Below are 24,379 nucleotides of genomic sequence, written 5' to 3'. Positions count from 1 at the left end.
CTACATCCGGGTCCACATGGCCCACCTGCGCCGCAAGCTCGAACCCGAGCCCTCCCGGCCCCGCTACATCCTCACGGAGCCGGGCATGGGCTACCGGTTCGTCCCGTCCGAGGGCCCGCCGTCAGGGGGGTGAGCCGCCCGGGGCAGGTCAGCGGTCACGGGCGTGGTCAAGCGAGCTCGGCGGGCAATGGAAGCTGGGCGAGACCGCGGCCGGCGAGGGTGCCGAACGTCAGCGTGTCCTCGTGGAGGAGCACGGAGCTGACGCCCGCGAAGCGTCCGGTGTCGTCGTGGAAGCTGGCGAGGGGCCGGCCCTCCGGGTCGAGGACGACCGCGAACCCGTACGGCGCCCGCAGCGCGGCCCGCTCCTCGTCGCCCAGCGCGGCGACCGACCGGCGGACGTCGGCGTTCACCAGCAGGGCGTCGGTGGCGTCGTTGCGCAGGTCGCTGCCGCCGACCCAGACCCGGCCCTCGTCGTCGATCCGGAGGTTGTCGGGGCCGTTGACCAGCGGCTCGCCGAACGGCTCGACCTCGCCGGCCCGCTCGCCGTCGAGCCAGACCCGCAGGACCCGGAAGCGGAAGCTCTCGGCGACCAGCGCGTAGCTCTCGTCGGGGGCGACGTCGACGCCGTTGGCGAAGTGCATGCCCTCGGCGACGACCGTGAGCTCGCCGGACGTCGGCTCGTAGCGCAGGAGCCGGCCGTTGGGGCGCCCGTCGAGGAAGTCGTTGGGGAAGCCGGGCAGGTACCGGGTGCTGGCCTCGGTGACGTAGACGGTGCCGTCGTCGGCCACGGACGGGGCGTCGGCGAAGAACACGAGGGCGTCGTCGATGCGGTCGGCGAGCACCCACGATTCGCCGGACGTGGTGTCGACGGCCATCAGCCCGTGCTCGGGGACGGCGGCGACGAGCACCGTGTCCGAGTAGGCGTCGAGCCCGAGGGCGCGCCCCGGCAGGGTGGCCACGTGCTCGACCGCGGTGATCGCGCCAGCCTGGTCGACGCGGAGCCGCCAGACGGCGCCGTCGACGGTGCCGGTGTAGAGGTGGCCGTCGAGGCCGGGGGCGACGTCCTCGGCGCCCTCCAGCTCGGCGTCCCCGACGATCGACGCCGTGGTCAGGGCGTCGTTGGCGGCGAGCGGTCCCTCCAGCGCCGGCCGCGACGGCGGGTCGCTCCACACGACCGGCTCGAAGGGGGTCGGCAACGTGGTCGCCCGGCCGTCGACCGCGGCGTTGGCCGGGGGCTCGGGGCGCGGCAGCGGCGGGCGCTCGTCAGGGGCGTCAGGGGCGTCGGCCGCCGGGGTGGACGAGCTCGACGTGTCGTCGTCGCCGGCGCAGGCGGCCACGGGAACCGCGAGGACCGTGGCGGCGAGCGCGAGTCGGAGGAGCTTCGGGAGTGGGGCCAGGGGTGGATGCTTCATGGGGCAAGCACACGACACCAACCTCCGGCGATCCTGCCGGGCGCCTCTGGAGATCCTCAGGATCGGCGCTCGACGGCTGCCGGCTCTGAGGTCATCGAGAGCTTCGGCCGCTTGACTGTCGGGCATGGCCGCCCGCGTGCTGTTCGTCGACGACGACGATGCCATCCGTGACATGGCGGGGACCGCGCTCCGCTACGCCGGGTTCGCGGTGACCGTCGCCCCCGACGGCCGCGCCGCGCTCGACGCCGTGGCCCGCTCGGCACCGGACCTCGTCGTGCTCGACGTGCTGATGCCGGGGCTCGACGGGTTCGAGGTGTGCCGGCGGATGCGGGCCGCCGGCGACGCCACGCCGGTGATCTTCCTCACCGCCAAGACGACCAGCCGCGACATCCTCGACGGCTTCGGGCACGGCGGGGACGACTACGTGACGAAGCCGTTCGTGCTCGACGAGCTCGTGGCCCGGATCAAGGCGGTGCTGCAGCGGTCGGGCTGGTCGTCGGGCGAGGGGCCGCTGCGCTGCGCCGACGTCGAGCTCGACGAGGACCGCCACGAGGTGCGCCGCGCGGGTCGCCGGGTCGAGCTGTCGCCGACGGAGTTCAACCTGCTCCGGTACCTGCTGCTGAACGCCGGGCGCGTCGTGTCGAAGCAGCAGATCCTCGACCGCGTCTGGCCCGACGACCCCGACCGCGACACCCACGTGGTCGAGACCTACATCAGCACGCTGCGCAGCCGGCTCGACGGCGACGGCGTCGGCGACGGCGCTCCTCCCCTCATCCACACGATCCGCCGGGTCGGCTACACGCTCCGGCCGCCCGAGGCCTCCGGGGGTTGACGTGCACCTGCGCACGAAGCTGACCGCGGGCGTCGTCCTGGCCACGCTGGTCACCTTCGCCGTGGTCGGGTACGTCGCCGTCGTCACGTCGAAGCACGCCATGCGCGACCGGGTCGACGACCGCCTGCTCGCCGACCTGGCCGACGTCCGGGCGAGCACGACGGCGTCGGCGTCGGCGGCTGCCTCGGAGGAGCCGTCGGTCGGTGACGAGTACGCCGTCGTGGTCGTGACCCCCACCGGCACGACGGTCCGCTCGATGACCGGGTCCCGAGGTGATCCCGACGCACCGCCCGGCGTGCGGATCGACGAGCTGCCCGGCGACGGCGAGGTCGCCTACGCCCAGGGCGCCGACGGGACGCAGTACCGCGTCGCCGCCGTCGACCTCGGCGACGACCAGCGGCTGGTCGTCGGCGCCCCTGTCGACGACCTCCGCGGCCTGGCCGACGACCTCACCCGCCGGCTCCTGGTGATCGCGCTGGTGGCCGGGTCGGTGCTGGCCGGCGTGGCGTGGTGGTGGATCCGGCGCACGACCCGGCCGATCGAGACGCTCACCGGGCGGGCCGACGCCATCGCCCGCGGCGACGCCGACCGCAGCCTGTCGGTGCCGACCAACACCGCCGAGCTGGCCAGCCTGACCCACGCGCTCGACGCCATGATCGGCAGCGTCGACGCCTCGCTCGCCGTGCGGGCGCGGTCCGAGGCCCGGCTGCGGGAGTTCATCGCCAACGCCTCCCACGAGCTGCGCACGCCCCTCACGTCGGTCAGCGGCTACCTCCAGCTCGACCTCGACGGTGCCCTCGCGGAGCCCGACGAGCACCGCCGGGCGATCGGCCGCGCCGCCGAGGAGGCCGCCCGCATGGGACGCCTGGTCGCCGACCTGCAGCTCCTGGCCGAGCTCGACGAGCCCGACCCCGGCGCGCTGTGGTCCACCGAGCCCGTCGACGTCGCCGCCCTGGTCGGCGACGCCGTCCGGGCCGCCACCACCCTCGACGCCGCCCGGACGTGGCAGGCCGACCTGCCGTCGGCGCCGCTGGTCGTGCCCGCCCACCGCGACCAGCTCCGGCAGGTGCTCGACAACCTGCTCGCCAACGTCCGGACCCACACCCCGCCCGGCACCACCACCGTCGTGACCGCCTGTGCCGTCGACCACCACGTCGTGATCGACGTCGCCGACGACGGACCCGGGCTGTCCGACGACGATGTGGACCACGCCTTCGACCGGTTCTGGCGGCAGGACCCGTCACGCTCCCGCTCGTCGGGCGGCAGCGGGCTCGGCCTCTCCATCGTCGCCGCCCTCGTGACCGCCCACGGCGGCACCGTCACCGCCACCCCCACCCGACCCCACGGCCTCACCGTCCACGTCACCCTCCCCGCGCCGCCGCCCTGACCCCCGCCCCGCCCGGGAGCGAGGGGTGTCAGCGGATGTCGGGGTGGTGGCGGCGGACGCCGGCGACGACGGCGTCGAACGGGGCTCGGTCGAGGGTCGCGCCCTCCCGTCGGACGTCGTCGGCCGCCACCCGCAGCACCCGGTCGACGTTGGCGTAGCTGGTGCGGCCCTCGCCGTCCCACCGGCCCGACCCGATCGACACCCAGGCCGCGGCGTCGGGGGGACCGTCCGGGCCGCGGCTCGACACCGGGACCACGGCCAGCCGCTCGCCGGCGCTGCCGATCACGACGACCGGCCGGTCCTTGCCCTGGCGGGGGTCGTCCTCGTAGGGGACCCAGGTCCAGACGATCTCGCCCGGGTCGGGCTGGCCGTCGTCGTCGGGGGTGTAGGCGATGCGGACGTCGCCGGGACCCGGGGCTGGGGCCGTCCGGCCGCCTCCCCGACGGCGGCCGCCCGTCGACGTCACCCCGGCTACGACCCGTGCCACCACGCTGCGAAAGCTCACGCGACGTGACACTACGGGACCGCCCGGCCGCCGGCCTGACCGCTCGTCACCGCCGCGCAGCGGTGGCCCGACCTCAGGTCGAGACCGCCCCGTGTTCGGCGGCGATGGCGTCGATGCGGTCGACCAGTAGGAAGTCCAGCTCGGTGGTGACGTCGCCCGCGGTGTGGGTGGTCATGGCGATGTGCAGGCTGTCCCAGCGGATGTCGATGTCGGGCCGGTGTTCCAGCTCGATGGCGGTCTTGCCGATCTCGGCGACGATCAGGATGGCGTCGTCGTAGCCGACCGTGTACGTCTTCTCGATCCCGGTCGTGTCGCCGGTCCAGCCGTCCCGTGCGGCTAGGCGTTCGGCGACGTCGTCCGGGTCGAGTGGGTCACGTACCCCCATGTGGGTGGCCTCCTCAGGCGGTGGTCAGGACGTCGATCAGGTCCCGGCCCGCAGCGGTCGTCTGCCACGTGATCGCCTTGTTGCGCAGCAGGTGGAGCTCGTCGCGCATCCTGGCCGAGCCGGTCTCCCGAAGGTAGCCGAGGCCTTCGGCGGCGAGACCGACGGCGTCGTCGGGGCGGTGGGCGTCGAGCAGCGCGGTTGCGTAGCGGGCGAGGTAGACACCGGCGTCGCGGTGGTCGAGCGACACCCCGGCGTGTGCCCAGAGGGCGGCGGCTTCGGCGCCCATACCCATGCGGCCGTAGCAGGTGGCGCGGTGGCGGGCGACGACGACGGCCGGGTCGTTGTCGAGCCGGTCGCCGCCGAAGTGCCGGTGTTCGATCGAGGTGAGCAGCCCGGCCATGTCGTCGAGGCAGCGGTCGACCGCTGGCCGGTCGCCGATCAGCGCGTGACCGATGGCGGCCTGCTGGACGGCCATCGCCTTGGCCTTCGCCCCGAGCTGGGGAGCGGAGGTGAGGGCGGCTTCGGCGAGGTCGACGGCACCGACCCCGTCGCCGGCGTCAGCCCGCACCATGGCCTTGGAGGTGAGGGCGTAGGCGACGAGCTCAGGGTCCCCGGAGCGATGCGCCAGCTCGAGCGTCTCGGACAGCCAGCGGGAGCAGGCAGCGAGGTCGCCGGCATCCTGGTAGAGCCAGCCGGCGAGCCCGGTGTAGGCGGTGGCCACCTGAAGGAGGTGGGCGTGCAGCTCGCCCCGGGTGGAGGCGACGGCTCGCAGGACGGTGCGGCACTGCTGTGCCACGGTGTCGATCAGCAGGTGCGGACCGATGGCCCGGTCGGCCTGCCAGTGTGCGGCGAGCTGGGACGTGAAGTAGTCGACCGCCTCGGCCGGAACGCGGGGGAGCTTCGTCGTGGCGATGGCCATGGCAGTGCCGGCGAGGAAGTCGCGGCGGTTCACCAGTGCCGGCTCGGCGAGCCCGAACAGGTGCAGGGGGATGTCGAGCGCGTGGGCGACGCCCCGCAGAGTCGACAGGTCATAGGTGCGCAGCCCTCGTTCGAGGCGGGAGATGGCGGGCTGGCTGTAGCCACAGACCCCGCCGAGCTGACCCTGGGACAGGCCCCGTTCTTGGCGGTAGAGCCGGATGACCAGCCCGTAGTCACCGGCCGCCGCAGCAGCTCGAGCGGCGTCTCCCGGCTCCATGGCCCCAGTATGCGAGAACCGCATAGGGCATGCGAGGGGGTGGCTGCGCATCTACCCAGCGTCACCGTGTCGCCGTACAACCACACCATGGCGAGCAACCACTGCGACCCGGTCGAGCGGGCGGCGGCGCTTCGGCAGGCCCGGATCGACGTGAAGACGCGGACCACGTTCGAGCTGCGGTGGCGGTGCCGGACCCTGAAGCGGAAGCTCGGCGACCTCGACGGGGTGGGGCACGCCCAGCTGCGGGCCGTGGTCGAGGAGCTGCGGGCCCGGCGAGAGGCGGTACCGGCGTGAGCCACCAGCCGGCCGACGAGGACAGCGCAACGCCCGAAGAGGGGCGGGTGCGCGACAAGGATGGCGGGCTGCGCCGCGAGCCGCATGGCCCGTACCTGCGGCCCGGCCGGCCCGTAGTCTTCGACACGATCGGGAACTCGGGGCCATGAAGCGGCGGGCGGTGGAGCAGGTCGACGCCCGGTGGCGGATCGACGTCGGCGACGAGCAGTGCCTGTGCTTCTTCGATGTCGACCTCGACGGGCGCACCAGCTCGTTGACCGCTGAGGCGGCCCGCCGGCTGCGGGACAAGCTCTCCGGAGCGCTGGCCGCGGCCGAGCGCTTCGCCGACGACGAGGCCACCAGGGCGGCGCACGCCGGCCAGTGATCTCCCGGGTGTGCAGGACAACCCCGTGGCGTCGCAGCAGCACGGGGGGCTTGCCCGGGAAGGCGCCGTGTCCCTGGCCGGGTTCGTCCACCCTGCCCGGCTGGGGGCACGGCCGCCGTCTACCGGTACCCGGCCGGAAGGCGTTGACAAATTCATGTGTCAATGGTTGTCTCGACGGCGTGCAGGAGGTCGAGGTCATCCAGGAGCCGGCCGCGGCCGCCGCGGCGCTCGACCCGGTGCGGGCCCGGCTGCTGGCCGAGCTGCGGGAACCGGCGTCAGCCGCGATGCTGGCAACCCGAGTCGGCCTGAGCCGGCAGAGGGTCAACTACCACCTGCGCCAGCTCGAGTCGCACGGCCTCGTCGAGGTGACCGGCACCCGCACCTGGGGTGGCCTGACCGAACGGCTCCTGGTCGCCACGGCCGGCAGCTACGTGGTGGCCCCCGAGCTGGGGGCCGCCGGCGCCAGCGACCCGGCCCGGGCGCGTGACCGGCTGTCGGCCGCCTACGTCGTGGCCCTGGCCGCCCGGGTCGTGCGCGAGGTCGGCGGCATGGCCCGCAACTCCTCCCGGGAGGGCACGCGGCTGCCGGTCCTCGGCCTCGACAGCGCCGTCCGCTTCGCGTCGCCGGCCGACCGGGCCGCGTTCGCCGACGAGCTGGCCGACGCGGTCGCCGCGGTGGCCGCCAGGTACCACGACGAGACGGCGCCCGACGGCCGGTGGCACCGGCTCACCGCGTCGGTCCACCCGGTGCCGGCGGGGGTCGACCCGGTGGCGTCGACGTGACGGGCACCGACGACGTCGGGAGCGGAGGCCCCGGGACGACTGGTGGTGGGGCCGAGGTGGAGGTGCCCGGCGAGCCGGAGGACGTCTGGCGGGCGATCGCCAGCGGCGACGGCACCGCCGCCTGGCAGTTCCGCACCGAGATCGAGGGCCGGGAGGGCGGCACGATCGTCATCCGCCGCCGGCCGTTCGGCCCCGACGCCGAGGCGGTGATCACCGCCTGGGACCCGCCCCGCCGCCTCGCCTACGAGGAACCGCTCGGCCCCGACGCACCGGCCCTGGCCCTGGCCACCGAGTACCTGGTGACCGCCCGGGGCGACGGTACGTGCGTCGTGCGGGTGGTCAGCAGCCTGGCGGGCGACGACGGTGGATGGGAGGACCTCCTCGAGGGGGCCACCCAGGGGTGGCGCATGGCGCTGATCGTCCTGCGCGGCTACCTGACCCACTTCGCCGGCCAGCCGGCGGCGAGCCTCGACACGATCGCCACCGTCGGCCGTCCGCTGAGCGACGCGGCCGCTGTCTTCGCCGCCGTCGTGCGCCCGCTCGGCGTCGAGGGCCCGGCCACCACCGGCGAACCCTTCCACGCCCATGACGGCGCGCCACCGCTGGCCGGCACGGTCGAGCACCTCACCGCGGGCTACGCCCTGCTGCGCTCCACCGAGCCGTCGCCGGCCCTGTTCGCCGTCTCGGCCTTCCCCATGGACGGGGCCACGCTCTCGGTGAACGTGTGCGGCCGCTTCTACGGGCCCGACGGCCCCGCGTCCGCCGCCCGCGAGCAGCGGCGGTGGGACGCCTGGTTGCCCGCCCGACTCGCTCGACTCGCTCGACTCAAGGAGGCATGACATGTTGCTCGAGAACAGGAACGCCGTCGTCTACGGGGTGGGCGGCATCGGCCGCGCCGTCGCCCGGGCGTTCGCCCGCGAAGGAGCCACGGTCCACCTCGCCGGCCGCACCATCGACCGCGTCGAGGCCGCGGCCGACGAGATCCGTGCCGCCGGCGGCCGGGCGGAGACCGCTCAGCTCGACGTCCTCGACGAGGCCGCGGTCGACGCGCACGCCGACGCCGTCGCCACCAAGGCGGGCAGCGTCGACATCTCGTTCAACCTCGTCTCGTACGGCGACGTCCAGGGGACGCCGCTCGCCGAGATGGCGGTCGACGACTTCATGCGCCCGATCGTGAACGCCACCCGCAGCACGTTCCTGACCGCCCGGGCCGCGGCGCGCCACATGATCGAGCAGCGGAGCGGGGTCATCCTCACCTTCGGCGGAACCGGCGACCCGATACCCGACTACTCCATCGGCGGGTTCCAGATCGCCCTCGGCGCGGTCGACCTCCTGCGCCAGCAGTTGGCCGCCGAGCTGGGCCGCCAGGGCATCCGGGTCCTGACCATCCTCACCGGTGGCGTGCCCGAGACGATCCCCGAGGACTTCGAGGGCCGGGACGCCCTCATCGACTCGCTCGCCGATCCGACCCTGCTCGGCCGGACCGCCACGCTCGACGACATCGGCAACGTGGCCGTCTTCGCCGCCTCGGACCTGGCCCGCTCCATGACCGCCACGGCCCTCAACACCACCTGCGGCGCCATCATGACCTGAGCACGTCAGCGGATAGGTCCGCCTCGTCTCGTGTTGCGGTGCTGTGCTGCCGGAGCACGTCCCACTGGTCGCGGCCGGCGCGCGCGAAACTACGCCGCGCATGGTCGAGGACGAGGTGCACGCGGCGAGGCGCTCGGCGGCGCGGACCGTGGGCCTCGTCGGCCTCCTCGGGGTGTCCTACGCGGTGCTCCCGCTCCAGGGCGACCGCTGGTGGCTCGGCGCACTGATCGGCACGGCCGTCCTCCTGGGCACGATCCCGCTGGCGGTCCGCCGCGTCCAGGCGGTCCTCCGGTCGGAACGTCCCGGGCTGGACGCGGCGGAGGCCCTCGTGCTGCTGGTCGCGATGCTGGTGGTCGGCTTCGCGGCCGTCTACTACGCGATGGACCGCGGCCGCGGCCAGTTCTCGGGGCTCGACACCCGCATCGACGCGCTCTACTTCACGGTGACGACCCTGTCGACGGTCGGGTTCGGCGACATCACGGCGACCGGTCAGGCGGCACGGCTCGTGGTGACCGTGCAGATCCTGTTCAACGTCGCCTTCGTGGGCGTCGCGGTGCGGGTGTTCGTCGGCGCGGCACGGCGCGCCGGCGCCGGTTCGCCCAACCGCTGAGGCCCGCCCGACCCGTCGCCGGCGCCTTCTTCACCCGAAAGGGGTGATGCGCGACCGGAGGGGAGCGCCGACTGTCCGTCTGTCCGAACGATCGTTCGCAGAGACGGAGGACGTATGACTGACTTCGAGGACGTCGCGGGCCGGATGCCACCACCGCCGCCCCGCCCGATCGAATACCGCGACCTCGACGACCGGGGCTGGTGGCTGGCGGTGCTGTCCGGCGTCGCGCTGGTGGCCGTGGGCGTCTGGATGCTGACCAACCTGTTCGAGTCGGTCGTGGTCCTGGCCCTGCTGGTGGGCGCGTCACTGATCGTCGGCGGGGTGCTCGAGGTGGTGGCGCTCGGAGGATCGAGAGGCCTCGGTTGGCTGGGGTGGCTCGGTGGTGGGGTCCTGATCCTGGCCGGGGTGATGGTGATGGCCTGGCCGGACGTCACGCTGTGGGTGATCGCCTTCCTGGCCGGTGTGGCGCTGCTGTTCACCGGCACGGTCCGGGCGATCACGGCGCTGGCCAACCGCGACGACGACACCTGGCCGGTGCAGCTCGGCCTCGGCGGCCTCGGGATGGCGCTCGGCGCCGTGATCCTCGCCTGGCCCGACGCCACGTTGGTGGTGCTCGCCGTCAGCGTGGGCCTCCGGGCGATCGCCTCGGGGCTCGTGGCCATCGGCACCGGCTGGCAGATGCACCGCCTCGCCGCCTGAGCACCCGCGCGAGTACCCCGGTGGGGTGACGACCGGCCGGCTGATCGACAGGAGGATCGTCATGATGACCACGAGCGGCGAAGGACCGGGTGGGGCTCTCTCGGGCGAGGAGACCTCCCGCCTGCTCGGGCTCCTGCGGGACGCGGACAGCGTCGAGCTGAAGCTGACCGTGCCCGAGTCCTACCAGCGGTCGGCGATCGCGGCCCTCGGCATCGACCCGCTGGACGCCCAGATGCGCCAGGTGGTGTTCTTCGACACCCCCGACCTGGCGCTGCAGCGCCTCGGCGTGGTCGTGCGGGCCCGGCGCAGCCAGGGCGCGGCCGACGACTCCGTGGTGAAGCTCCGGCCGGTCGTGCCGACGGAGCTGCCGGCGGACCTGCGGCGGTCGCCGGCGTTCGGTGTCGAGGTCGACGCCATGCCCGGCGGCTACGTGTGCTCGGGTTCGTTGAAGGCGAAGCTCGGCACGACCGACGTCGCGAGCACCGTGGCCGGCGAGCGACCGCTGCGCAAGCTGTTCACGAAGGAGCAGCGCGCCTTCCTCGCCCGGCACACGACGGACGGGCCGGGGCTCGACGACCTGGTGGCGCTCGGCCCGATCACCCTGCTCAAGCTGCGGTTCACGCCGCCGGACTACGGGCGCCGGATGGTGGCCGAGCTGTGGTTCTACCCCGACGGGTCGCGCATCCTGGAACTGTCCACGAAGTGCGCTCCGGGCGAGGCGTTCCAGGTCGCGGCCGAGTCGCGGGCGTTCCTCGCCGACCGGGGCATCAGCCTCTCGGGTGAGCAGCAGACGAAGACGTCGACCGCCCTGCAGTACTTCTCGCAGCTGGCCGCCGCCGGCCCGGACGACACCGGTGGTTGAGGTCGCCGTCGAGCTCGACGAGGCGTTGGAGGTCGACGAGGCGCCCCTGGCCGACGCCGAGCGGTCGCCGAACGACGTGCTGCGACTGGTGGTCGCGGTGGCCGCGCTGCTCGCCGCCCGTCTGCTCCAGCTGATCCTCGGCGACGATGCCGTCGACGCCGCCCGCGATCTGTGGCAGGGCCTCGACACCCTGCCCTCGTGGCTGGTCGCCACACTGGTGCTGGCCGCGTGGGGCGGCGGTGCCGTGCTGTTCGTCGGCGGTGGGGCGCTGGCGGTGTGGCAGCGATGCTGGCGGGCCCTGGCGGTCACGTCGCTCGGCGCGGCGGTCGCGCTCGGCCTCGCCGCGCTGCTCGGTTGGGCGGACGAACCCACGGCTCCGCCCGTCGCCGACGTGGGTGGCGCCGCCGGCTGGTTCGCCGACCACCCCACCGCCACCGAGCTGCTCGTCGCCGTGACCGCCGCGGTGGCCACCGCCGCCGGTCCGTGGGTCGGCCGCTTCTGGCGGCGCCAGGCGTGGGGCGTGGTGATCGCGCTGGTCGTGACCCGCGCCCTCGTGAGCCCGGTGGCGTTCGCCTCGGTGCGGGCGCTGCTGGTCGGGTGGTGCGCCGGGGCGCTCGCCGTCGTGGTGGTCGGTACACCGCCACGGCGGCCCAGAGGCGCCGCGATCGCCTCCGGGCTGCGTGCGGTCGGCGTCCCGGTGCGCCGCCTCGATCAGGCCAGCCTCGACGCCCGGGGCTCGACGCCCTGGTTCGCCGAGGGCACCGACGGCCGGCGCCTGTTCGTCAAGGCCCTGGGCACCGACGAGCGCAGCGCCGACCTCCTCTTCCGCCTGTACCGCCGGCTGTCGCCCCGGGACCTCGGCGACGAGGCGGGCTACCTGTCGTTGCGCCGGGCGGTCGAGCACGAGGCGCTGCTGGCCCTGGCCGCCCGCGACCTGGGAGTGCGGACCCCGCGGGTGGTGGCCCTCGCCTCCGCCGAGCCCGACGCCTTCGTGCTGGTCTACGAGGCCGTCGACGGACGGTCGCTCGACCGCCTCGCTCCCGAGGAGATCGACGACGAGCTCCTACGGTCGATCTGGGCGCAGGTCCGGGTGCTGCGGACCCGGCGGCTGGCTCACCGCGACCTCCGGCTCGCCAACGTCTTCGTCGCCGCCGACCGCCAGGTGTGGATGATCGACTTCGGCTTCGCCGAGCTGGCCGCCGGCGACACGCTGCTCGCCGCGGACGTCGCCGAGCTGCTGGCCGCGACGTCCCTCCCCGTCGGTGTCGACCGCGCCCTCGCCGCCGCGGTGGCCGAGCTCGGGCCCGAGATCGCCGCGACCGCGGCGGCCCGGCTGCAGCCCTGGGCGCTCAGCGGGGCGACGCGCACGAACCTGCGGCAGCGGCCCGGGCTGCTCGACGAGCTGCGCGCACGCGTGGCGGCGACCGACCCCATGCGCGGTCCGGCTGCGTGACGGGGCGTGCACCCGCTCGGCTGGGAGCGAGCGGTGCCGTCGTGATCGTGAGCACGGCGATCGCCCGGTCACGCCGGGTGCAGCCCGCCGAGGCTCGCGCCTTTCGCCGGGTCAACGGCCTGCCGCAGGGGGTCGCAGGGCCGGCGATGGTCGTCATGCAGGCCGGCAGCCTGCCCGCGGTGTTCGTCGCCGCCGCGGTCGCGCACCGGCTCGGCCGGCCCCGCCTGGCCCGGACCACCGCGCTCGCCGGCACCGCCGTGTGGGCCGGCTGCAAGGGGCTGAAGCGGTGGGTCGGCCGCGGTCGCCCCGCCGACCACCTCGACGACGTCCGCCGCCGGGGCGCCGCGGCCGCCGGCCTGGGCTTCCCCTCCGGCCACGCCGCCGTCGCCGCCACCCTCGCCACCGTGCTCGCACCCGAGGTCGCCCGACCCCTGCGCCGCGCCCTCGTGGCGACCGCGGCCGTCACCGCCGTCGCCCGGGTCTACGTCGGCGCCCACCTGCCGCTCGACAGCATCGGTGGCGCCGCCATCGGCGTCGCCACCGGCACCGCTGTGCAGCTCGTCAGGGGACGAGGGTGCGCTGCTTCATCGTCTCGAACTCGGCGTCGTCGATGAGGCCGCGGTCGTGGAGGTCGGCCAGGGCGGCCAGGTCGGTCGCCGGCGAGGCTGCCGCCGACCGGATGTAGGACTGCATCTGGGCGTCCGCCTGCCGCGCCTGCTCGAGCCGGTGCTCGCCGATCTTGTGGCCGCGTGCGAGCAGGTACGCCAGCACCCCGACGATGGGGAGGAAGAGGACGAGCACCGTCCACAGCGCCTTGGCGACACCGCTCAGGTCCTGGCTGCGGAAGATGTCGGCGTAGACCGTGACCACCAGCCAGATCCACAGGAAGAACATCGTGAACCACACCATCGACCAGAGCACCTGACCGACCTGCCACTCTGCGAACACCATCTCGACATCCCCTCTCGCTGGACCGTCTGCCCGGCGTGAATGTGCGCCCGGCGGTGGGCCCCCGCCTCACCCCACTGGGGTGATCTCGGGGTTCATGGGGCCTCGACGGGGGCCTTCGGGCGCAGGACGAGCTCGTACACACCGACCACGGCGGCGAGCACCAGCAGGCCCGGGAACGAGAGGTCGAGGAGCACGAGGGCGAGCACGCCGACGACGATCCCGCCGGTCTGGAGCGCGCCCCGATGGGCCTCGATCCACGCGGCGGCCCGGTCGTCACCGTCGTCGTCACCGTCGCCGGCGCCGGTCGTCCCCGAGACCTGGGCGCGGATCACGGCCGCGGCCTGCCGGGCACCGCCGGCCACCCACGCCCGGAGCCGGACGACCCAGGGGTACGGGCCGCTCAGCACGGCGACGGCGGCGATGACGACGACGATCGTGAGGAGGCCTCGGGTCACGTCGAGGAGCGGGCCGAGGAAGCGGTCGATCACCGCCGCGGCGGCGTCCCGGTTCAACGTGTCGTCGATGCCGACGACGACCTCGGACTTGCCCCGGATGCCCAGCCGGCGGACGAGGGCGATGCCGACGGCGAGGCCGACGAGGAGCTGCAGGAGCGTGCGGCGCCGGCGGTTCGACAGCGCCAGCGCGCCGACCAGGCACACCACGGCCACCGCCGCCACCAGCACGAGGAGGCTCCGGGCCAGGTCGATGCCGTCCTGGAGCGCGGCCAGGCGTCCCTTGTCGTAGACGGTGACCTGGCCGAAGTCGTCGTCGAGGTCGACGCCGAGCGCGTCGCCCAGCCGGGCGATGGCCTCGTCCGGCACGTCGTCGACGGACACCTCCGGGATGTCGACCTGCCGTCCGAGGATCTCGGGCGAGGCGGCGCTGATCTGCGCCAGCGCCTCGTCGATGATCGGCACGAGGTTGATGGTCACCGACTCGGCACCGGCGTCGACCTCCGGGTTGTCCCCCCGCAGGACCCGGACGAGGCCGCGGTGCGCCCGCTCGTTGGCGGCCACCCAGAGCGTCTCGAACTGGTCGGAGGCGAGGAACCGGTCGATCCGCTCGCGGATGAAGTCGTCGACCGCGCCAGCCAGCGGCACGGCCAGCAGGCGGCCCCGCTCGGGCAGGACCTCGGCGAACAGCGCCGCCGGATCGACCAGCTCGATCACCTCGTCCGAGAGCCAGCGACCGAGCGCGGCCTGCACGGCCGGATCCTCCGCCAGCGAACCGGCCCGGTCGACCCAGACGTCGGTGTCGCTGACGTTGCGCCGCACCCAGACGCCGACGGCGGCGACGGTGAACGTCGTGCAGCCGATGACGAGGAGCAGGGCGACCGCGATCGAGCGCAGCCGGCGGCGCCGGGCGCCGCGCCGCTCGGTCTGGGAGAGCCGCTCGGCGAGCCGGTCCCGCTCACGGCGGAGCTCCTCCAGCTCGTTGGGCTCCTCCGTGGGTGCAGAGCCTTCGGTCGCGTCGTCGTTGCCCATGGGTGCCGGCGAGTGTCCGTGCCACCGCCGGGTTCGTACTCATCCCGACGGGATGATTGGGGCAGCTACACCAGCTGCAGCGCCTTGGCCCGGCGGACGGCGGCGGAGCGGTGGGGCACCTCGAGCTTCCGGTAGATCGCACGGATGTGCGTCTTGAGCGTGTTCACCGAGATGTACAGCTGCGTCGCCATCTCGCGGTTGGACATGCGCAGGGGAAGCATGCGCAGCACGGCCAGCTCACGGGTGGTGAGCTGCTCGATCGGCCCGGTCGGCGGGCTCGACGGCGCCAGCGCCAGCTCCTGCGCGGTCAGGGCGGCGAAGCGTCCGAGCGCCCGCTCGGGTGACTCCAGGGCGAGCTGGTGGAGGCGGCGGGTCGTGGCCGCTCCCTCGTCCAGGAACATCCTCACCAGCCCGAGGGGCGAGCCCGCCGTGATCGCCTCGACCAGGGCGACCCCGACCTCGGCCGGGTCGGCGTCGGGCAACAGGGCGCACAGCAGCAGCTTCTCGACCGCCTGACGGGGCGTGCCGGCGTCGATCGCCTCGTGGAGCGCCCGGGCCTGGGTCGGGGCCTGGTGCAGTGCCAGCCGCGTCGCCAGGATCTGCCGCGCGGCGCCCGGCGGTACGCCGTCGAGAAGCGCACCCACCCCGGAGGGGTCGCCCAGGTCGAGGCGGAGGCGGGCCTCCGACGTCCGCAGGTAGGTGTCGACCGCAGCCGGCAGGCGACCTGAACTAGTGCGGGCGGAGACCACCAGCTCGAGCGCCTCCAACGACGCCCCCGCAGCCTGGCGGCAGCGGGCCAGCTCACCCGCGGCGACGGCGGCCACCACGTGGTGGGAGGCCGCGGTGGCCAGGCGGAGCGCCTCGTCGAGGGCCTGCGTCGCCTCGGCCATCTCGTTGGCCTCGCGGTGGGCAGCTCCGCTCAGCAGCGCGAGCTCGGCGGCGCGTGCCGGTGCGTCGTGCAGCGCGCGCCGGCGTCGGCAGTGGGCGGCGATCGCGGCGGTGGCGATGATGTCACCGTCGAGCCACGAGACCCAGGCGCGGGCGAGGGCGACGTCGACCACGGCCTCGGTGATCGCCCCCAGGTCCACCTGGTCGGTCGCCCGTGCGGCGGCGGCGCGGGCACCGGCCACTTCGCCCGACCAGGCCAGGGCACGGATGCGCCAGCCGTGGGCGCGCCGGTCGGCATTCGCATCTGCGGCCGAGCGCTCGGAGCCGGCGAGCAACCGGTCGGCACAGGCGAGGAGGGTGACGACGTCGCCGACGTGCTCGGCGACCGCGGCCCGGGCGATCGTGAGGTCGCGGTGCTCGACCGCACCCGACCGCCGGCCGGGCACTCCCCCACGATCCGCCTGCTCCAACAGCCGGCGCGCCTCGTCGCCCCGCCCGGCCGCCACCGCCGCCCGCACGCGCCAGGGCAGGAGCCGCCGCGCACCGCTGGGCCCGATCGCCGGGAGGTGGGGCAGCAGCCCGTCGAGGGGGCGCAACGACGACTCGCCGGCGGCGGCCAGCTCGGCGCACACCTCGGCCGCCTCGTCGGTGCTGCCGGCCTGCAGGAACACCTTGACCGACGTCTCCAGCTCGCCGGCGTAGCGGCAGGCCCGGGCGGCGCGGCGGCGGGCGCGGAGCACGCCGGGCGCGTCGCGTCGGTGGTACTCCTGCTGCAGGGCGCGGCGCAGGATCGGCGGGTAGCGGAAGGCACCGGGTCGGCTGGCGATGGGCAGGATCGGGAGCGACGGGAGGTCGAGCCGCGCCGCGCCGGGCCGACGATCGGTCTGCCCGACCACCGCCGTGCACAGCGGCCCGGTGAGCACCGGCAGCCAGCAGGTCACCTCGAGGAACGAGCGCACGTCGTCGGGCGCCGCGTCGATGAGCTCTTCACGCACGTACCCGACGGCCGGGTCGCCGGGCTCGCCGAGCTCCGGGGACAGCCGCTCGGGGGGCAGGGCGTCCAGCTGCGCCAGCCGCAGCCCGGCGGCCCAGCCCAGCGTCTCCTGCTCGAGCTCGCCGGGGTCCAGGCGCCGACCCTCGCAGTCGGCGAGCAGAGCCTCGATCTCCGCCCGCTGGAACCGCAGCACGCCGGGCGGGATCTCTACGAGGTCGCCGCGCAAGCGGGCCCGCTCCAGCCCGAGCGCCGGCTTGGAGCGCGAGACGAGCACGACGCGGAGCGCCTCGGCAGGGTTCTCGACCAGCCGGCCGAGGGCCCGCCGCGCGGCCGGGTCCTGCAGGTGGTCGACGCGGTCGAGCACGAGCACGATGCCCCGGCCGAGGTGCTCGGCGACCTGGTCCACGGTGTCCCACAGCGCGGTGGGGTGCGCGGCACCGGTCGTCGAGCGAGCCGCCGCGACGACTCCGGCAGCGTCGGGACAGAGCCGCCCGACGGTGTCCACCAGCTGCGAGAGCAGCCGGTCGGGATCGTCGTGGGTCGAGTCGAGGGCCAGCCAGGCACAGGGGTCGGGCTGCGTCCTCACCCACTGCGAGACGAGGGTCGTCTTCCCCGCGCCGACCGGACCGCGCACGAGGACCACATGTCGGTCGGGGTGGTCGTCGAGCATCTGCTCGAGGCGCAACCGACGGATGGCCATCGCCGGCACCGGTGGCGGCGAGCCGCGTGCTCGGGCATCGGGGTGGCGCGGCGGCACGTCGCCGCGCGGGACCGGACGCGTCAACCCGCGTTCGCCGGCCGACCGGGCGGTCGCACGCGGCGGGCGGGGCGTGGACGGTCCGCCGGTGACGATCATCACGTTCATCATCCCCCGTCAGGGCCGCGCCACCCAGTGTCGTCTGGCCGTCCGGTGCGCCGGCCATCCCTCAGGCGCGCTCCTGACAGATGTCAGGGATGCCCAGCTCAGAAGGGGCCGAGGGTCCCCAGATATCGCTGCGATCAGTACTACTCTGGCACCACATATGGTGGCAGTGGGGGCCGCCTTGGCCTACGGCGTAGCCGTCGGCGGTGAGACGATCGCGGCTGCCGCGCTCCTCTCCGCCGGCTTCTCTCGACGACCGAGCGACCGCGAGGCGCTCGGCCTCGGAGCGCTGGCGTCGTTGACGGCCGCGACCACGATCGTGCTGTGCGCACTCGACGCGCAGGGCGGCCGCTACTCCACCCCCGTCGGCGTCGACTGGCCGTTCGCTCTCGCCTCGGCCACGGCCCTCGTCCCGGCGGCATGGGGCGTCGCGCTCCTCGCGCTCCGGGACGACCACGACGACCTCCACCCCGCCCCCGCGTTCCTCATCGTCGCCGCCCTGTTCGCCGCCAACCGCTACGACGCCCTGGTGGCGGCCGGGACGCTCGACACGGCGTACCTCCAGCCCTTCGTCTTCCCGCTGTTCCTGATCTTCGCCGCGGTCCGCGCCGCCAACCGGGTGGCCACCGCCGCGCGCCGACGGGTCGGCCCGGGCTCGGCCCCCACGACCCTGAAGCTGATCGCCCTCAAGGAGATCGCCGCCACCGACGAGCGGAACCGCATCGCCCGTGACCTGCACGACTCGGTCAGCCAGACGCTGTACTCGATCGCGATGCTCGCCGAGGCCCTCCCGAGGACCCTGGAACGCGACCCCGCCAGCGGCCGGGAGCAGGCCATGCAGATCCGCACGATGACCATCGAAGCGCTCGGCAACCTCCGCATGCTGCTCCTGGAGATGCGCCACCCCGCGACGGAATCCGCCGATCTGGGGGACCTCCTGCGCGAGCTGGCCGGTGAGCCCGGCGCCCCGGTGGTCGTCCAGCTCGACGCCCCGGCCGGGCCGGACCTCCCGTCCGAGATCAAGCTCGCCGCCTACCGGGTCGCCCAGGAAGCGCTGATGAACGCCCACCGGCACGCGCTCCCGACGCGGATCGTCGTGCGTCTCGAGCAGCGCGGCGGTGCCCTGGTCCTGTCGATCGTCGACGACGGCGTCGGCTTCGACGTCGGTGCGATCGCCACCGCGCACCACGGGCTCGAGATCATGCGCGAGCGCGCCGAGCAGGCCGACGCCGACCTGTCCATCGAGAGCCGACCCGGCCACGGCACCCGGGTGATCCTCACCTGGCCCCACCCCACAAGCCCCCCGACCCCCGAGGAGGCACCATGAGCCCCGAGCAGCTCCGGGTCATGATCGTCGACGACCACGCGGTCGTCCGTGACGGCATCAGCTCCCTGCTCGCGAACTGCGACGACATCACGATCGTCGCCACCGCCGAAAGTGCGGCCGCGGCGCTCGAGCACTGCAAGGAGATCGAGGTCGACGTCGTCCTGATGGACCTCTCGATGCCGGACATGGACGGCGTGACCGCCACCGTGCGCCTGCGCGAGCTCCACCCGACCATCCAGGTCGTGGTCCTCACGGGCTTCGTCGACGATGCGTCGATCCGGGAGGCCGTCCAGGCCGGCGCCAGCGCGTGCCTGCTCAAGACCGTGAGCACCGAGGAGCTGGCCGACGCCATCCGGGGTGTCACCCACGGGCGGTCGACCTTCTCCTCGGAGTTCATGCCGGCGCTGCTCCGCCAGCCCGAGCGCGCCGCCGCGAGAGCCGGGCTGACCCCCCGTGAGCACGACATCCTGACCCTGCTGGCCGACGGCCAGACCAACAAGGACATCGCCCGGGCGCTCGGCCTGAGCGACGGCACCGTCAGGGTGTACGTGAGCACGATCCTCGCCAAGCTCGGCGCGGCCAACCGGACCGAGGCGACGATGCTCGCCATCCGGCAGGGCCTCGTCGAGCGGCAACGTTGACGGGCGGTCATCCCGATCGGATGACGACGCCGAGCGACGCGGCGAGCAGCGTGCGGTGACACGAGAGAGCGTGGCACCGGCTTCGGGAGCGCACGCAGAGGAGGGCCTGATGGGTTTGATGTTCCGGCGGCGCCGACCCATCGCCCGCCTCGCCGTCGGTGCCGCGACCGCTGCGACGCAGGACCAGCCTCCCCCGCCGCCGTACGTCGCCCCGCCGCCCGCCTCGACCGGTGGCGAGGTCGACGAGCTCAGCCGGCTGGTGCAGATGCACGACTCGGGCTCGCTGTCCGACGACGAGTTCGCTGCGGCCAAGGCCCAGCTGCTCGACCTGTGAAGCGGGCACTGATCGACGGGAGACCCCGATGGCCAGCAGTGGTTCAGTCCACGGGAGCGCCCTGCGGGGCCTGCTCCACGCCACCGTCACCGGCGACCGGGACGCGATAGGCGATCTCGTCACCGACGACGTGGTCGGGTGGTCGCCCACCATCCTCGTCCGGTCGATCGAGGAGCTGCTCGAGGCCGTGGGCGGTCGCGACGACACGTTCTCGGGCATCGAGGTGGAGGTCCGGGCACTCGACGAGCTCGGGGACAAGGCGATCGCCGAGTGGCACCTCGCCGTCGACCACACGGGCCCGCTGTTCGTCGACGACGACATGGTCGTCCAACCCACCGGTCGCCGGCTGCACCTCTCGGGCGCGACCATCGCCGAGTTCGACGGTGACCGCATCTGCGCCTTCCGGAGCTACTTCGACGACCTCGCCCTCCTGGAGCAGGCGCTGGCCGTCGGCGTTCGAGCTCAGCCGTAGATCGGTCCCGTGCGGTCCTCCGCGACGTAGGCCAGGAGCAGCGCGAGGGGGAAGAACACGAGGCTGAGGAGGAAGAAGAGGAAGAAGCTGTGCCCCTTCCGGCTGGCGACCCGCGCGGGCCAGAAGGCGATCGCGATCAGTAGGACGACGCCCAACGTGCCTAGCAGGATCAACATGGTGATCTCCTCCGGGGTGGTTCTCAGATCGCGAGGATCCGTGCCTTCGGCGCGAGCGCATCCACCCACCTCCGTCGACCGAACGTAGGAGCGCGCCGGCGAGCGCGGATCACCCCGTCGGGATGAGATCCGCCCGGGACCGCGGCGAGATGCTGGAGCGATGAGCGCCGAAGTCGGCCCCTCGGGTCGACGTCGCCGGATGACGGCCGACCCGAGAGAGGAGCCGGACCGGGCCGAGGGGCGCCCGTTCGCGTGGGACCCCGACTACCTGCGGACCCTCGCCACGGCCGCCCTGCTCGGGCTGGTGGTCGGGGCGCTGGCGACGGCGTTCATCGTCGGCTTGCGCCACGTCACCGGGTGGGTCTGGCCCGACGCCTCGTCGTACGGCACCGGGTTCCTCGACGGCGAGTGGTGGATGGTCCTGCTGCTGGCCGGGGCCGGGCTCGTGGTCGGCGTGACCCGCAGGCTCCTCGGCACGCCCCTGGCGGTGAACCTGTTCGCCGAGCTCGAGGAAGGCAGGGTCGACCACCACCACGTGCCCGCGGTGCTGGTCACCGGGTTCGTGAGCCTCGTGTCCGGTGCGAGCCTCGGGCCGGAGGCCCCGCTCGCGACGCTGGGCGGCGGCATGGGCACCCTGGCGGCCGAGCGTTCGGGTCGCGACGCCCGCGTTGAGTCGTTCGCCGGCATCTCGGCGGCGTTCGGCGGTCTGCTCGGCCTCCCGCTGTTCGGCACGGCGCTGGCGCTCGAGATCGAGCACCCGCACCGCATCGACTACTACCGGCTGATCCTGCCCGGGCTCGTCGCGTCGGCGACGGGCACCGGCGTGTTCCTCGCGGCCAGCGACCACACGTTCCTCGGCGTGTACGACCTCGGGCCGACCGCCTTCCACTGGTGGTACCTCGCCGCCGCCGTCCCGCTCGGCGCCCTCGGTGCCGGCCTGGCGATCCTGTGCGCCCTGATGGTCGGGGCCATGCGCCGGATCACGGCTCCGCTCGCGGGCCACACCCTGCTCCTGCCGGTCGTGGGCGGCGTGCTGATGGGACTGGTGGCGCTGGCGTTCCCCCTCACGCTGTTCTCGGGTGAGCACGAGCTCCACGTGGCCCTGCACGACGCCGGGCACCTCGGCGGCTGGCTCATGCTGGCGATCGCCCTGGCCAAGCTCCTCACGCTCGCCACCGCCATGTCGACCGGCTTCGTGGGAGGACCGATCTTCCCCCTGCTCTTCGCCGGCGGCATGGCCGGCCTGTGCATCACCGCGGCCTTCCCCGACGTACCGGTCGCGATCGCCGTGTCCTGCGTCATGGCCGCGACCCCGGCCGCGTTCGCCAACGTGCCGGTCAGCATGCTCGTCATCGTGCTGGTGCTCCTCGGCGGCGGTGTCGTGGCGGCACCGGCCGCCGTCGCCGTCGTCGTCGCCTTCAGCCTCACCTACGGCCTCGGCCTGTTCCCCCCGAAGCCCGGCTGAGAACCTGAGCGGCGAACGGAGGGGGCGCGGCGGGGCATGATCGGGGGGTCATGGCCCTCACGCTCGCCGACCACCTGCCCGCGCCCGACGCCGGGGGCGACAGCGATGCGCTGCTCGACGCCTTCACCGAGTGGGTGACGGCCCGGGGCCTGACCCTCTACCCGGCGCAGGAGGAGGCGGTGCTCGAGGTGCTGTCGGGCGCCAACCTCATCCTCGGCACGCCGACCGGGTCGGGCAAGTCGCTCGTCGCCCTGGCCGCCCACGTCGCCGCCCTCTACGACGGGCGCCGCACCTTCTACTCCGCACCCATCAAGGCGCTGGTGTCGGAGAAGTTCTTCGACCTGTGCCGGGAGCTGGGCTCGCACCGGGTGGGGATGCTCACCGGCGACGCCGCGGTCAACCCGACCGCCCCCGTCATCTGCTGCACCGCCGAGGTGCTCGCCAACCTGGCGCTGCGCGACGGCGATCGGGCCGACGTCGGCCAGGTCGTCATGGACGAGTTCCACTACTACGCCGAGCCCGACCGGGGCTGGGCCTGGCAGGTGCCGCTGCTCACGCTGCCCCAGGCCCAGTTCGTGCTGATGTCGGCCACGCTGGGCGACACCCGGCGCTTCGAGGACGAGCTGACCGAGCTGACCGGGCGACCCACGGCCACGGTCGCCCAGGCCACCCGGCCGGTGCCGCTCGACTTCGAGTACCGCGCCACCGCCATGCACCAGACGATCGACGACCTGCTGACCACCGACCGGGCGCCCGTCTACGTCGTGCACTTCACCCAGCAGTCGGCCGTCGAGCGGGCCCAGACCCTGATGAGCATCAACGTGTCCTCCCGGGCCGAGAAGGACGCCATCGGCGACGCCCTGGGCGACTTCCGGTTCGGCCCCGGCTTCGGGAAGAACCTGTCGCGCCTGGTGCGCCACGGCATCGGCGTGCACCATGCCGGCATGCTGCCCAAGTACCGCCGCATGGTCGAGCGCCTGGCCCAGGACGGCCACCTCAAGGTCATCTGCGGCACCGACACGCTGGGCGTCGGCATCAACGTCCCCATCCGCACGGTGCTGTTCACCCAGCTCTGCAAGTACGACGGCACCCGGTCGCGCCTGCTGTCGGCCCGGGAGTTCCACCAGATCGCCGGGCGGGCCGGCCGGGCCGGGTTCGACACGGTCGGCTACGTGTGGGCCCAGGCCCCCGAGCACGTGATCGACAACGAGCGGGCGCTGGCCAAGGCGGGCGACGACGGCAAGAAGCGCCGCAAGGTCGTGCGCAAGAAGCCACCGGAGCGGGGCTACGTCCCGTGGAGCGAGGACACCTTCGACAAGCTGGTGGTCGCCCCGCCCGAGCCGCTGACGTCGAGCTTCGCGGTCTCGCACTCGATGCTGCTCAACGTGCTCGACCGGCCGGGCGACGGTTGCGGCGCCATGCGCGGGCTCCTCACGAAGAACCACGACCCGCGCCCCCTGCAGCGCCGCCACATCCGCCGGGCCATCGCCATGTACCGGTCGCTGCTGGGCGCGGGGGTGGTCGAGCGGCTCGACGAACCCGACGAGGACGGTCGGCTGGTGCGGGTCACCGTCGAGCTGCAGGCCGACTTCGCCCTCAACCAGCCGCTGTCGCCGTTCGTCCTGGCGGCGGCGGGGAACCTCGATCGCGACTCGCCGACCTACGCCCTCGACCTCCTGTCGCTGGTCGAGTCGGTGCTGGAGAACCCCGGGGTGATCCTCGCCGCCCAGCTGCACAAGCTGCGGTCCGAGACCGTCGGCCGGCTGAAGCAGGAGGGCGTCGAGTACGAGGAGCGCATGGCCGAGCTCGACAAGCTCGAGCACCCGAAGCCGCTGCGCGAGTTCACCTACGACCTGTTCAACCAGTACCTCACGTTCCACCCGTGGGCGGCCGACCACACGATCCGGCCCAAGTCGGTGGCCCGGGAGCTCTACGAGCGGGCCATGACGTTCACCGACTACGTGCACCACTACGGGCTCGCCCGGTCGGAGGGGCTACTGCTGCGCTACCTGTCGGACGCCTACAAGGGCCTGATGCAGACCGTGCCGGAGGACGCCAAGACCGAGGAGGTGTTCGACCTGACGGAGTGGCTGGGCGAGACGGTCCGCCAGGTCGACTCCAGCCTGCTCGACGAGTGGGACCAGCTGCGCCACCCCGACGACCTGGTCGCCGTCGCCGAGGGGACCGCGGTCCCGGTGTCGGGCCGGGGCGACCGCGCCGGCGGGGCCGACGGCGCCGGCGAGCCCGGTGGGGTCACCGCCAACCCGCGGGCGTTCCGGGTGATGGTCCGCAACGAGCTGTTCCGCTGGGTCGAGCTGCTCGGCCGGCGTGCCTACGGCGAGCTGGTCGAGCGCGAGGGGTCCCGCGACTGGTCGTCCGACCGGCTGGCCGGGGCCATGGCCCCGTACTGGG

At 73.9% G+C, this 24,379-nt stretch carries 27 protein-coding genes; 19 read left to right on the top strand and 8 right to left on the bottom strand.

Translation table 11 applies throughout. From position 1 onward, the window contains the following. Positions 1–16: 16 nt before the first annotated feature. Complete coding sequence (locus tag VK611_20300) at positions 17–133, top strand: winged helix-turn-helix domain-containing protein (GenBank protein ID HMG43684.1); 117 nt, start codon at positions 17–19, stop codon at positions 131–133. A gap of 34 nt (positions 134–167) precedes the next feature. Here the strand turns inward: VK611_20300 and VK611_20295 are convergent, their stop codons facing one another. Continuing rightward, complete coding sequence (locus VK611_20295) at positions 168–1,412, bottom strand: SMP-30/gluconolactonase/LRE family protein (protein ID HMG43683.1); 1,245 nt, start codon at positions 1,410–1,412, stop codon at positions 168–170. A gap of 124 nt (positions 1,413–1,536) precedes the next feature. Between VK611_20295 and VK611_20290 the strand changes: the two genes are divergently transcribed. Continuing rightward, positions 1,537–2,244 (top strand): response regulator transcription factor, encoded by a 708-nt coding sequence (locus tag VK611_20290; GenBank protein ID HMG43682.1) that lies wholly within the window; start codon positions 1,537–1,539, stop codon positions 2,242–2,244. 1 nt (position 2,245) lies between these two features. Further along, complete coding sequence (locus VK611_20285) at positions 2,246–3,631, top strand: HAMP domain-containing sensor histidine kinase (protein ID HMG43681.1); 1,386 nt, start codon at positions 2,246–2,248, stop codon at positions 3,629–3,631. 28 nt (positions 3,632–3,659) lie between these two features. Here the strand turns inward: VK611_20285 and VK611_20280 are convergent, their stop codons facing one another. The 3 genes from VK611_20280 to VK611_20270 form a co-directional block, all read right to left on the bottom strand. Next, positions 3,660–4,136, bottom strand: coding sequence for a type II toxin-antitoxin system PemK/MazF family toxin (locus VK611_20280; GenBank protein ID HMG43680.1), 477 nt, complete (start codon positions 4,134–4,136; stop codon positions 3,660–3,662). Positions 4,137–4,209: 73 nt separating this feature from the next. Then, positions 4,210–4,521, bottom strand: a complete 312-nt coding sequence (locus tag VK611_20275; protein HMG43679.1) for a 4a-hydroxytetrahydrobiopterin dehydratase — start codon at positions 4,519–4,521, stop codon at positions 4,210–4,212. A gap of 13 nt (positions 4,522–4,534) precedes the next feature. Further along, entirely contained in the window at positions 4,535–5,716 is a 1,182-nt protein-coding gene (locus tag VK611_20270) for a helix-turn-helix transcriptional regulator (protein HMG43678.1), read from the bottom strand. Between the two features lie 87 nt (positions 5,717–5,803). On the opposite strand from VK611_20270, the gene VK611_20265 reads away from it, so the two are divergent. From VK611_20265 to VK611_20220, 10 genes are all read left to right on the top strand, one after another. Next, positions 5,804–6,010, top strand: coding sequence for a hypothetical protein (locus tag VK611_20265; protein HMG43677.1), 207 nt, complete (start codon positions 5,804–5,806; stop codon positions 6,008–6,010). A gap of 145 nt (positions 6,011–6,155) precedes the next feature. Then, positions 6,156–6,374: a hypothetical protein gene (locus tag VK611_20260; protein ID HMG43676.1), complete on the top strand. Its 219-nt coding sequence runs from the start codon at positions 6,156–6,158 to the stop codon at positions 6,372–6,374. A 179-nt stretch (positions 6,375–6,553) separates the two neighbouring features. Further along, complete coding sequence (locus VK611_20255; GenBank protein HMG43675.1) at positions 6,554–7,156, top strand: helix-turn-helix domain-containing protein; 603 nt, start codon at positions 6,554–6,556, stop codon at positions 7,154–7,156. Next, positions 7,153–7,995 carry an SRPBCC domain-containing protein gene (locus VK611_20250; protein ID HMG43674.1) on the top strand — a complete coding sequence of 281 codons (843 nt, stop codon included), beginning with the start codon at positions 7,153–7,155 and terminating at the stop codon, positions 7,993–7,995. The genes VK611_20255 and VK611_20250 overlap by 4 nt, the downstream gene beginning before the upstream one ends. A 1-nt stretch (position 7,996) precedes the next feature. Further along, positions 7,997–8,749 carry an SDR family oxidoreductase gene (locus tag VK611_20245; protein ID HMG43673.1) on the top strand — a complete coding sequence of 251 codons (753 nt, stop codon included), beginning with the start codon at positions 7,997–7,999 and terminating at the stop codon, positions 8,747–8,749. Between the two features lie 100 nt (positions 8,750–8,849). Continuing rightward, positions 8,850–9,359 (top strand): potassium channel family protein, encoded by a 510-nt coding sequence (locus VK611_20240; protein HMG43672.1) that lies wholly within the window; start codon positions 8,850–8,852, stop codon positions 9,357–9,359. Between the two features lie 114 nt (positions 9,360–9,473). Further along, complete coding sequence (locus VK611_20235) at positions 9,474–10,058, top strand: DUF308 domain-containing protein (protein HMG43671.1); 585 nt, start codon at positions 9,474–9,476, stop codon at positions 10,056–10,058. A gap of 64 nt (positions 10,059–10,122) precedes the next feature. Then, positions 10,123–10,920 carry a hypothetical protein gene (locus tag VK611_20230; GenBank protein HMG43670.1) on the top strand — a complete coding sequence of 266 codons (798 nt, stop codon included), beginning with the start codon at positions 10,123–10,125 and terminating at the stop codon, positions 10,918–10,920. Then, positions 10,913–12,373: an RIO1 family regulatory kinase/ATPase gene (locus VK611_20225; protein HMG43669.1), complete on the top strand. Its 1,461-nt coding sequence runs from the start codon at positions 10,913–10,915 to the stop codon at positions 12,371–12,373. Before VK611_20230 ends, VK611_20225 begins: the two co-directional genes overlap by 8 nt. A 47-nt stretch (positions 12,374–12,420) precedes the next feature. After that, positions 12,421–12,987: a phosphatase PAP2 family protein gene (locus VK611_20220; protein HMG43668.1), complete on the top strand. Its 567-nt coding sequence runs from the start codon at positions 12,421–12,423 to the stop codon at positions 12,985–12,987. On the opposite strand, the gene VK611_20215 is transcribed toward VK611_20220, so the two are convergent. The 3 genes from VK611_20215 to VK611_20205 form a co-directional block, all read right to left on the bottom strand. Further along, positions 12,935–13,324, bottom strand: coding sequence for a PLDc N-terminal domain-containing protein (locus VK611_20215; GenBank protein HMG43667.1), 390 nt, complete (start codon positions 13,322–13,324; stop codon positions 12,935–12,937). The two genes, VK611_20220 and VK611_20215, sit on opposite strands and share 53 nt — an antisense overlap. A gap of 92 nt (positions 13,325–13,416) precedes the next feature. Next, positions 13,417–14,808 carry a hypothetical protein gene (locus tag VK611_20210; protein ID HMG43666.1) on the bottom strand — a complete coding sequence of 464 codons (1,392 nt, stop codon included), beginning with the start codon at positions 14,806–14,808 and terminating at the stop codon, positions 13,417–13,419. A 65-nt stretch (positions 14,809–14,873) separates the two neighbouring features. Continuing rightward, the gene (locus tag VK611_20205) at positions 14,874–17,546 is read right to left on the bottom strand and encodes a LuxR C-terminal-related transcriptional regulator (protein ID HMG43665.1); all 2,673 of its coding nucleotides are present in this window, start codon (positions 17,544–17,546) and stop codon (positions 14,874–14,876) included. A gap of 166 nt (positions 17,547–17,712) precedes the next feature. Between VK611_20205 and VK611_20200 the strand changes: the two genes are divergently transcribed. The 4 genes from VK611_20200 (at position 17,713) to VK611_20185 (ending at position 20,326) form a co-directional block, all read left to right on the top strand. Then, positions 17,713–18,879: a sensor histidine kinase gene (locus VK611_20200; GenBank protein ID HMG43664.1), complete on the top strand. Its 1,167-nt coding sequence runs from the start codon at positions 17,713–17,715 to the stop codon at positions 18,877–18,879. Then, a complete protein-coding gene (locus VK611_20195; protein HMG43663.1) occupies positions 18,876–19,520 on the top strand; it encodes a response regulator transcription factor in 645 nt (214 codons plus the stop codon). Before VK611_20200 ends, VK611_20195 begins: the two co-directional genes overlap by 4 nt. 109 nt (positions 19,521–19,629) lie before the next feature. Beyond that, positions 19,630–19,854, top strand: coding sequence for an SHOCT domain-containing protein (locus VK611_20190; protein ID HMG43662.1), 225 nt, complete (start codon positions 19,630–19,632; stop codon positions 19,852–19,854). 28 nt (positions 19,855–19,882) lie between these two features. Further along, positions 19,883–20,326, top strand: coding sequence for an ester cyclase (locus VK611_20185; protein ID HMG43661.1), 444 nt, complete (start codon positions 19,883–19,885; stop codon positions 20,324–20,326). Here the strand turns inward: VK611_20185 and VK611_20180 are convergent. Beyond that, the gene (locus VK611_20180) at positions 20,317–20,502 is read right to left on the bottom strand and encodes a hypothetical protein (GenBank protein ID HMG43660.1); all 186 of its coding nucleotides are present in this window, start codon (positions 20,500–20,502) and stop codon (positions 20,317–20,319) included. The two genes, VK611_20185 and VK611_20180, sit on opposite strands and share 10 nt — an antisense overlap. Before the next feature lie 160 nt (positions 20,503–20,662). Between VK611_20180 and VK611_20175 the strand changes: the two genes are divergently transcribed. Together VK611_20175 and VK611_20170 are read left to right on the top strand one after the other, a co-directional pair. Further along, positions 20,663–21,967 (top strand): chloride channel protein, encoded by a 1,305-nt coding sequence (locus VK611_20175; GenBank protein HMG43659.1) that lies wholly within the window; start codon positions 20,663–20,665, stop codon positions 21,965–21,967. A 50-nt stretch (positions 21,968–22,017) separates the two neighbouring features. Beyond that, positions 22,018–24,379: DUF3516 domain-containing protein (locus tag VK611_20170; GenBank protein HMG43658.1), on the top strand; the 2,362-nt coding region annotated here is incomplete at its 3' end.

The organism is Acidimicrobiales bacterium, from assembly GCA_035316325.1.
Taxonomy (GTDB): domain Bacteria; phylum Actinomycetota; class Acidimicrobiia; order Acidimicrobiales; family VFJN01; genus DASXTK01.
The sequence above is the reverse complement of the archived record's forward strand: the minus strand, read 5'-3'. Positions and strand labels throughout refer to the sequence as shown.

Bases quoted from the DNA above. Each gene is read 5' to 3' on its own strand.
- VK611_20290 (HMG43682.1), top strand. From the start codon at position 1,537: ATGGCCGCCCGCGTGCTGTTCGTCGACGACGACGATGCCATCCGTGAC.
- VK611_20195 (HMG43663.1), top strand. From the start codon at position 18,876: ATGAGCCCCGAGCAGCTCCGGGTCATGATCGTCGACGACCACGCGGTC.
- VK611_20245 (HMG43673.1), top strand. From the start codon at position 7,997: ATGTTGCTCGAGAACAGGAACGCCGTCGTCTACGGGGTGGGCGGCATC.
- VK611_20205 (HMG43665.1), bottom strand. From the start codon at position 17,546: ATGATCGTCACCGGCGGACCGTCCACGCCCCGCCCGCCGCGTGCGACC.
- VK611_20230 (HMG43670.1), top strand. From the start codon at position 10,123: ATGACCACGAGCGGCGAAGGACCGGGTGGGGCTCTCTCGGGCGAGGAG.
- VK611_20210 (HMG43666.1), bottom strand. From the start codon at position 14,808: ATGGGCAACGACGACGCGACCGAAGGCTCTGCACCCACGGAGGAGCCC.
- VK611_20275 (HMG43679.1), bottom strand. From the start codon at position 4,521: ATGGGGGTACGTGACCCACTCGACCCGGACGACGTCGCCGAACGCCTA.
- VK611_20260 (HMG43676.1), top strand. From the start codon at position 6,156: ATGAAGCGGCGGGCGGTGGAGCAGGTCGACGCCCGGTGGCGGATCGAC.
- VK611_20270 (HMG43678.1), bottom strand. From the start codon at position 5,716: ATGGAGCCGGGAGACGCCGCTCGAGCTGCTGCGGCGGCCGGTGACTAC.
- VK611_20265 (HMG43677.1), top strand. From the start codon at position 5,804: ATGGCGAGCAACCACTGCGACCCGGTCGAGCGGGCGGCGGCGCTTCGG.
- VK611_20200 (HMG43664.1), top strand. From the start codon at position 17,713: ATGGTGGCAGTGGGGGCCGCCTTGGCCTACGGCGTAGCCGTCGGCGGT.
- VK611_20240 (HMG43672.1), top strand. From the start codon at position 8,850: ATGGTCGAGGACGAGGTGCACGCGGCGAGGCGCTCGGCGGCGCGGACC.
- VK611_20215 (HMG43667.1), bottom strand. From the start codon at position 13,324: ATGGTGTTCGCAGAGTGGCAGGTCGGTCAGGTGCTCTGGTCGATGGTG.
- VK611_20190 (HMG43662.1), top strand. From the start codon at position 19,630: ATGGGTTTGATGTTCCGGCGGCGCCGACCCATCGCCCGCCTCGCCGTC.
- VK611_20235 (HMG43671.1), top strand. From the start codon at position 9,474: ATGACTGACTTCGAGGACGTCGCGGGCCGGATGCCACCACCGCCGCCC.
- VK611_20185 (HMG43661.1), top strand. From the start codon at position 19,883: ATGGCCAGCAGTGGTTCAGTCCACGGGAGCGCCCTGCGGGGCCTGCTC.
- VK611_20300 (HMG43684.1), top strand. From the start codon at position 17: ATGGCCCACCTGCGCCGCAAGCTCGAACCCGAGCCCTCCCGGCCCCGC.
- VK611_20175 (HMG43659.1), top strand. From the start codon at position 20,663: ATGAGCGCCGAAGTCGGCCCCTCGGGTCGACGTCGCCGGATGACGGCC.
- VK611_20295 (HMG43683.1), bottom strand. From the start codon at position 1,412: ATGAAGCATCCACCCCTGGCCCCACTCCCGAAGCTCCTCCGACTCGCG.
- VK611_20180 (HMG43660.1), bottom strand. From the start codon at position 20,502: ATGTTGATCCTGCTAGGCACGTTGGGCGTCGTCCTACTGATCGCGATC.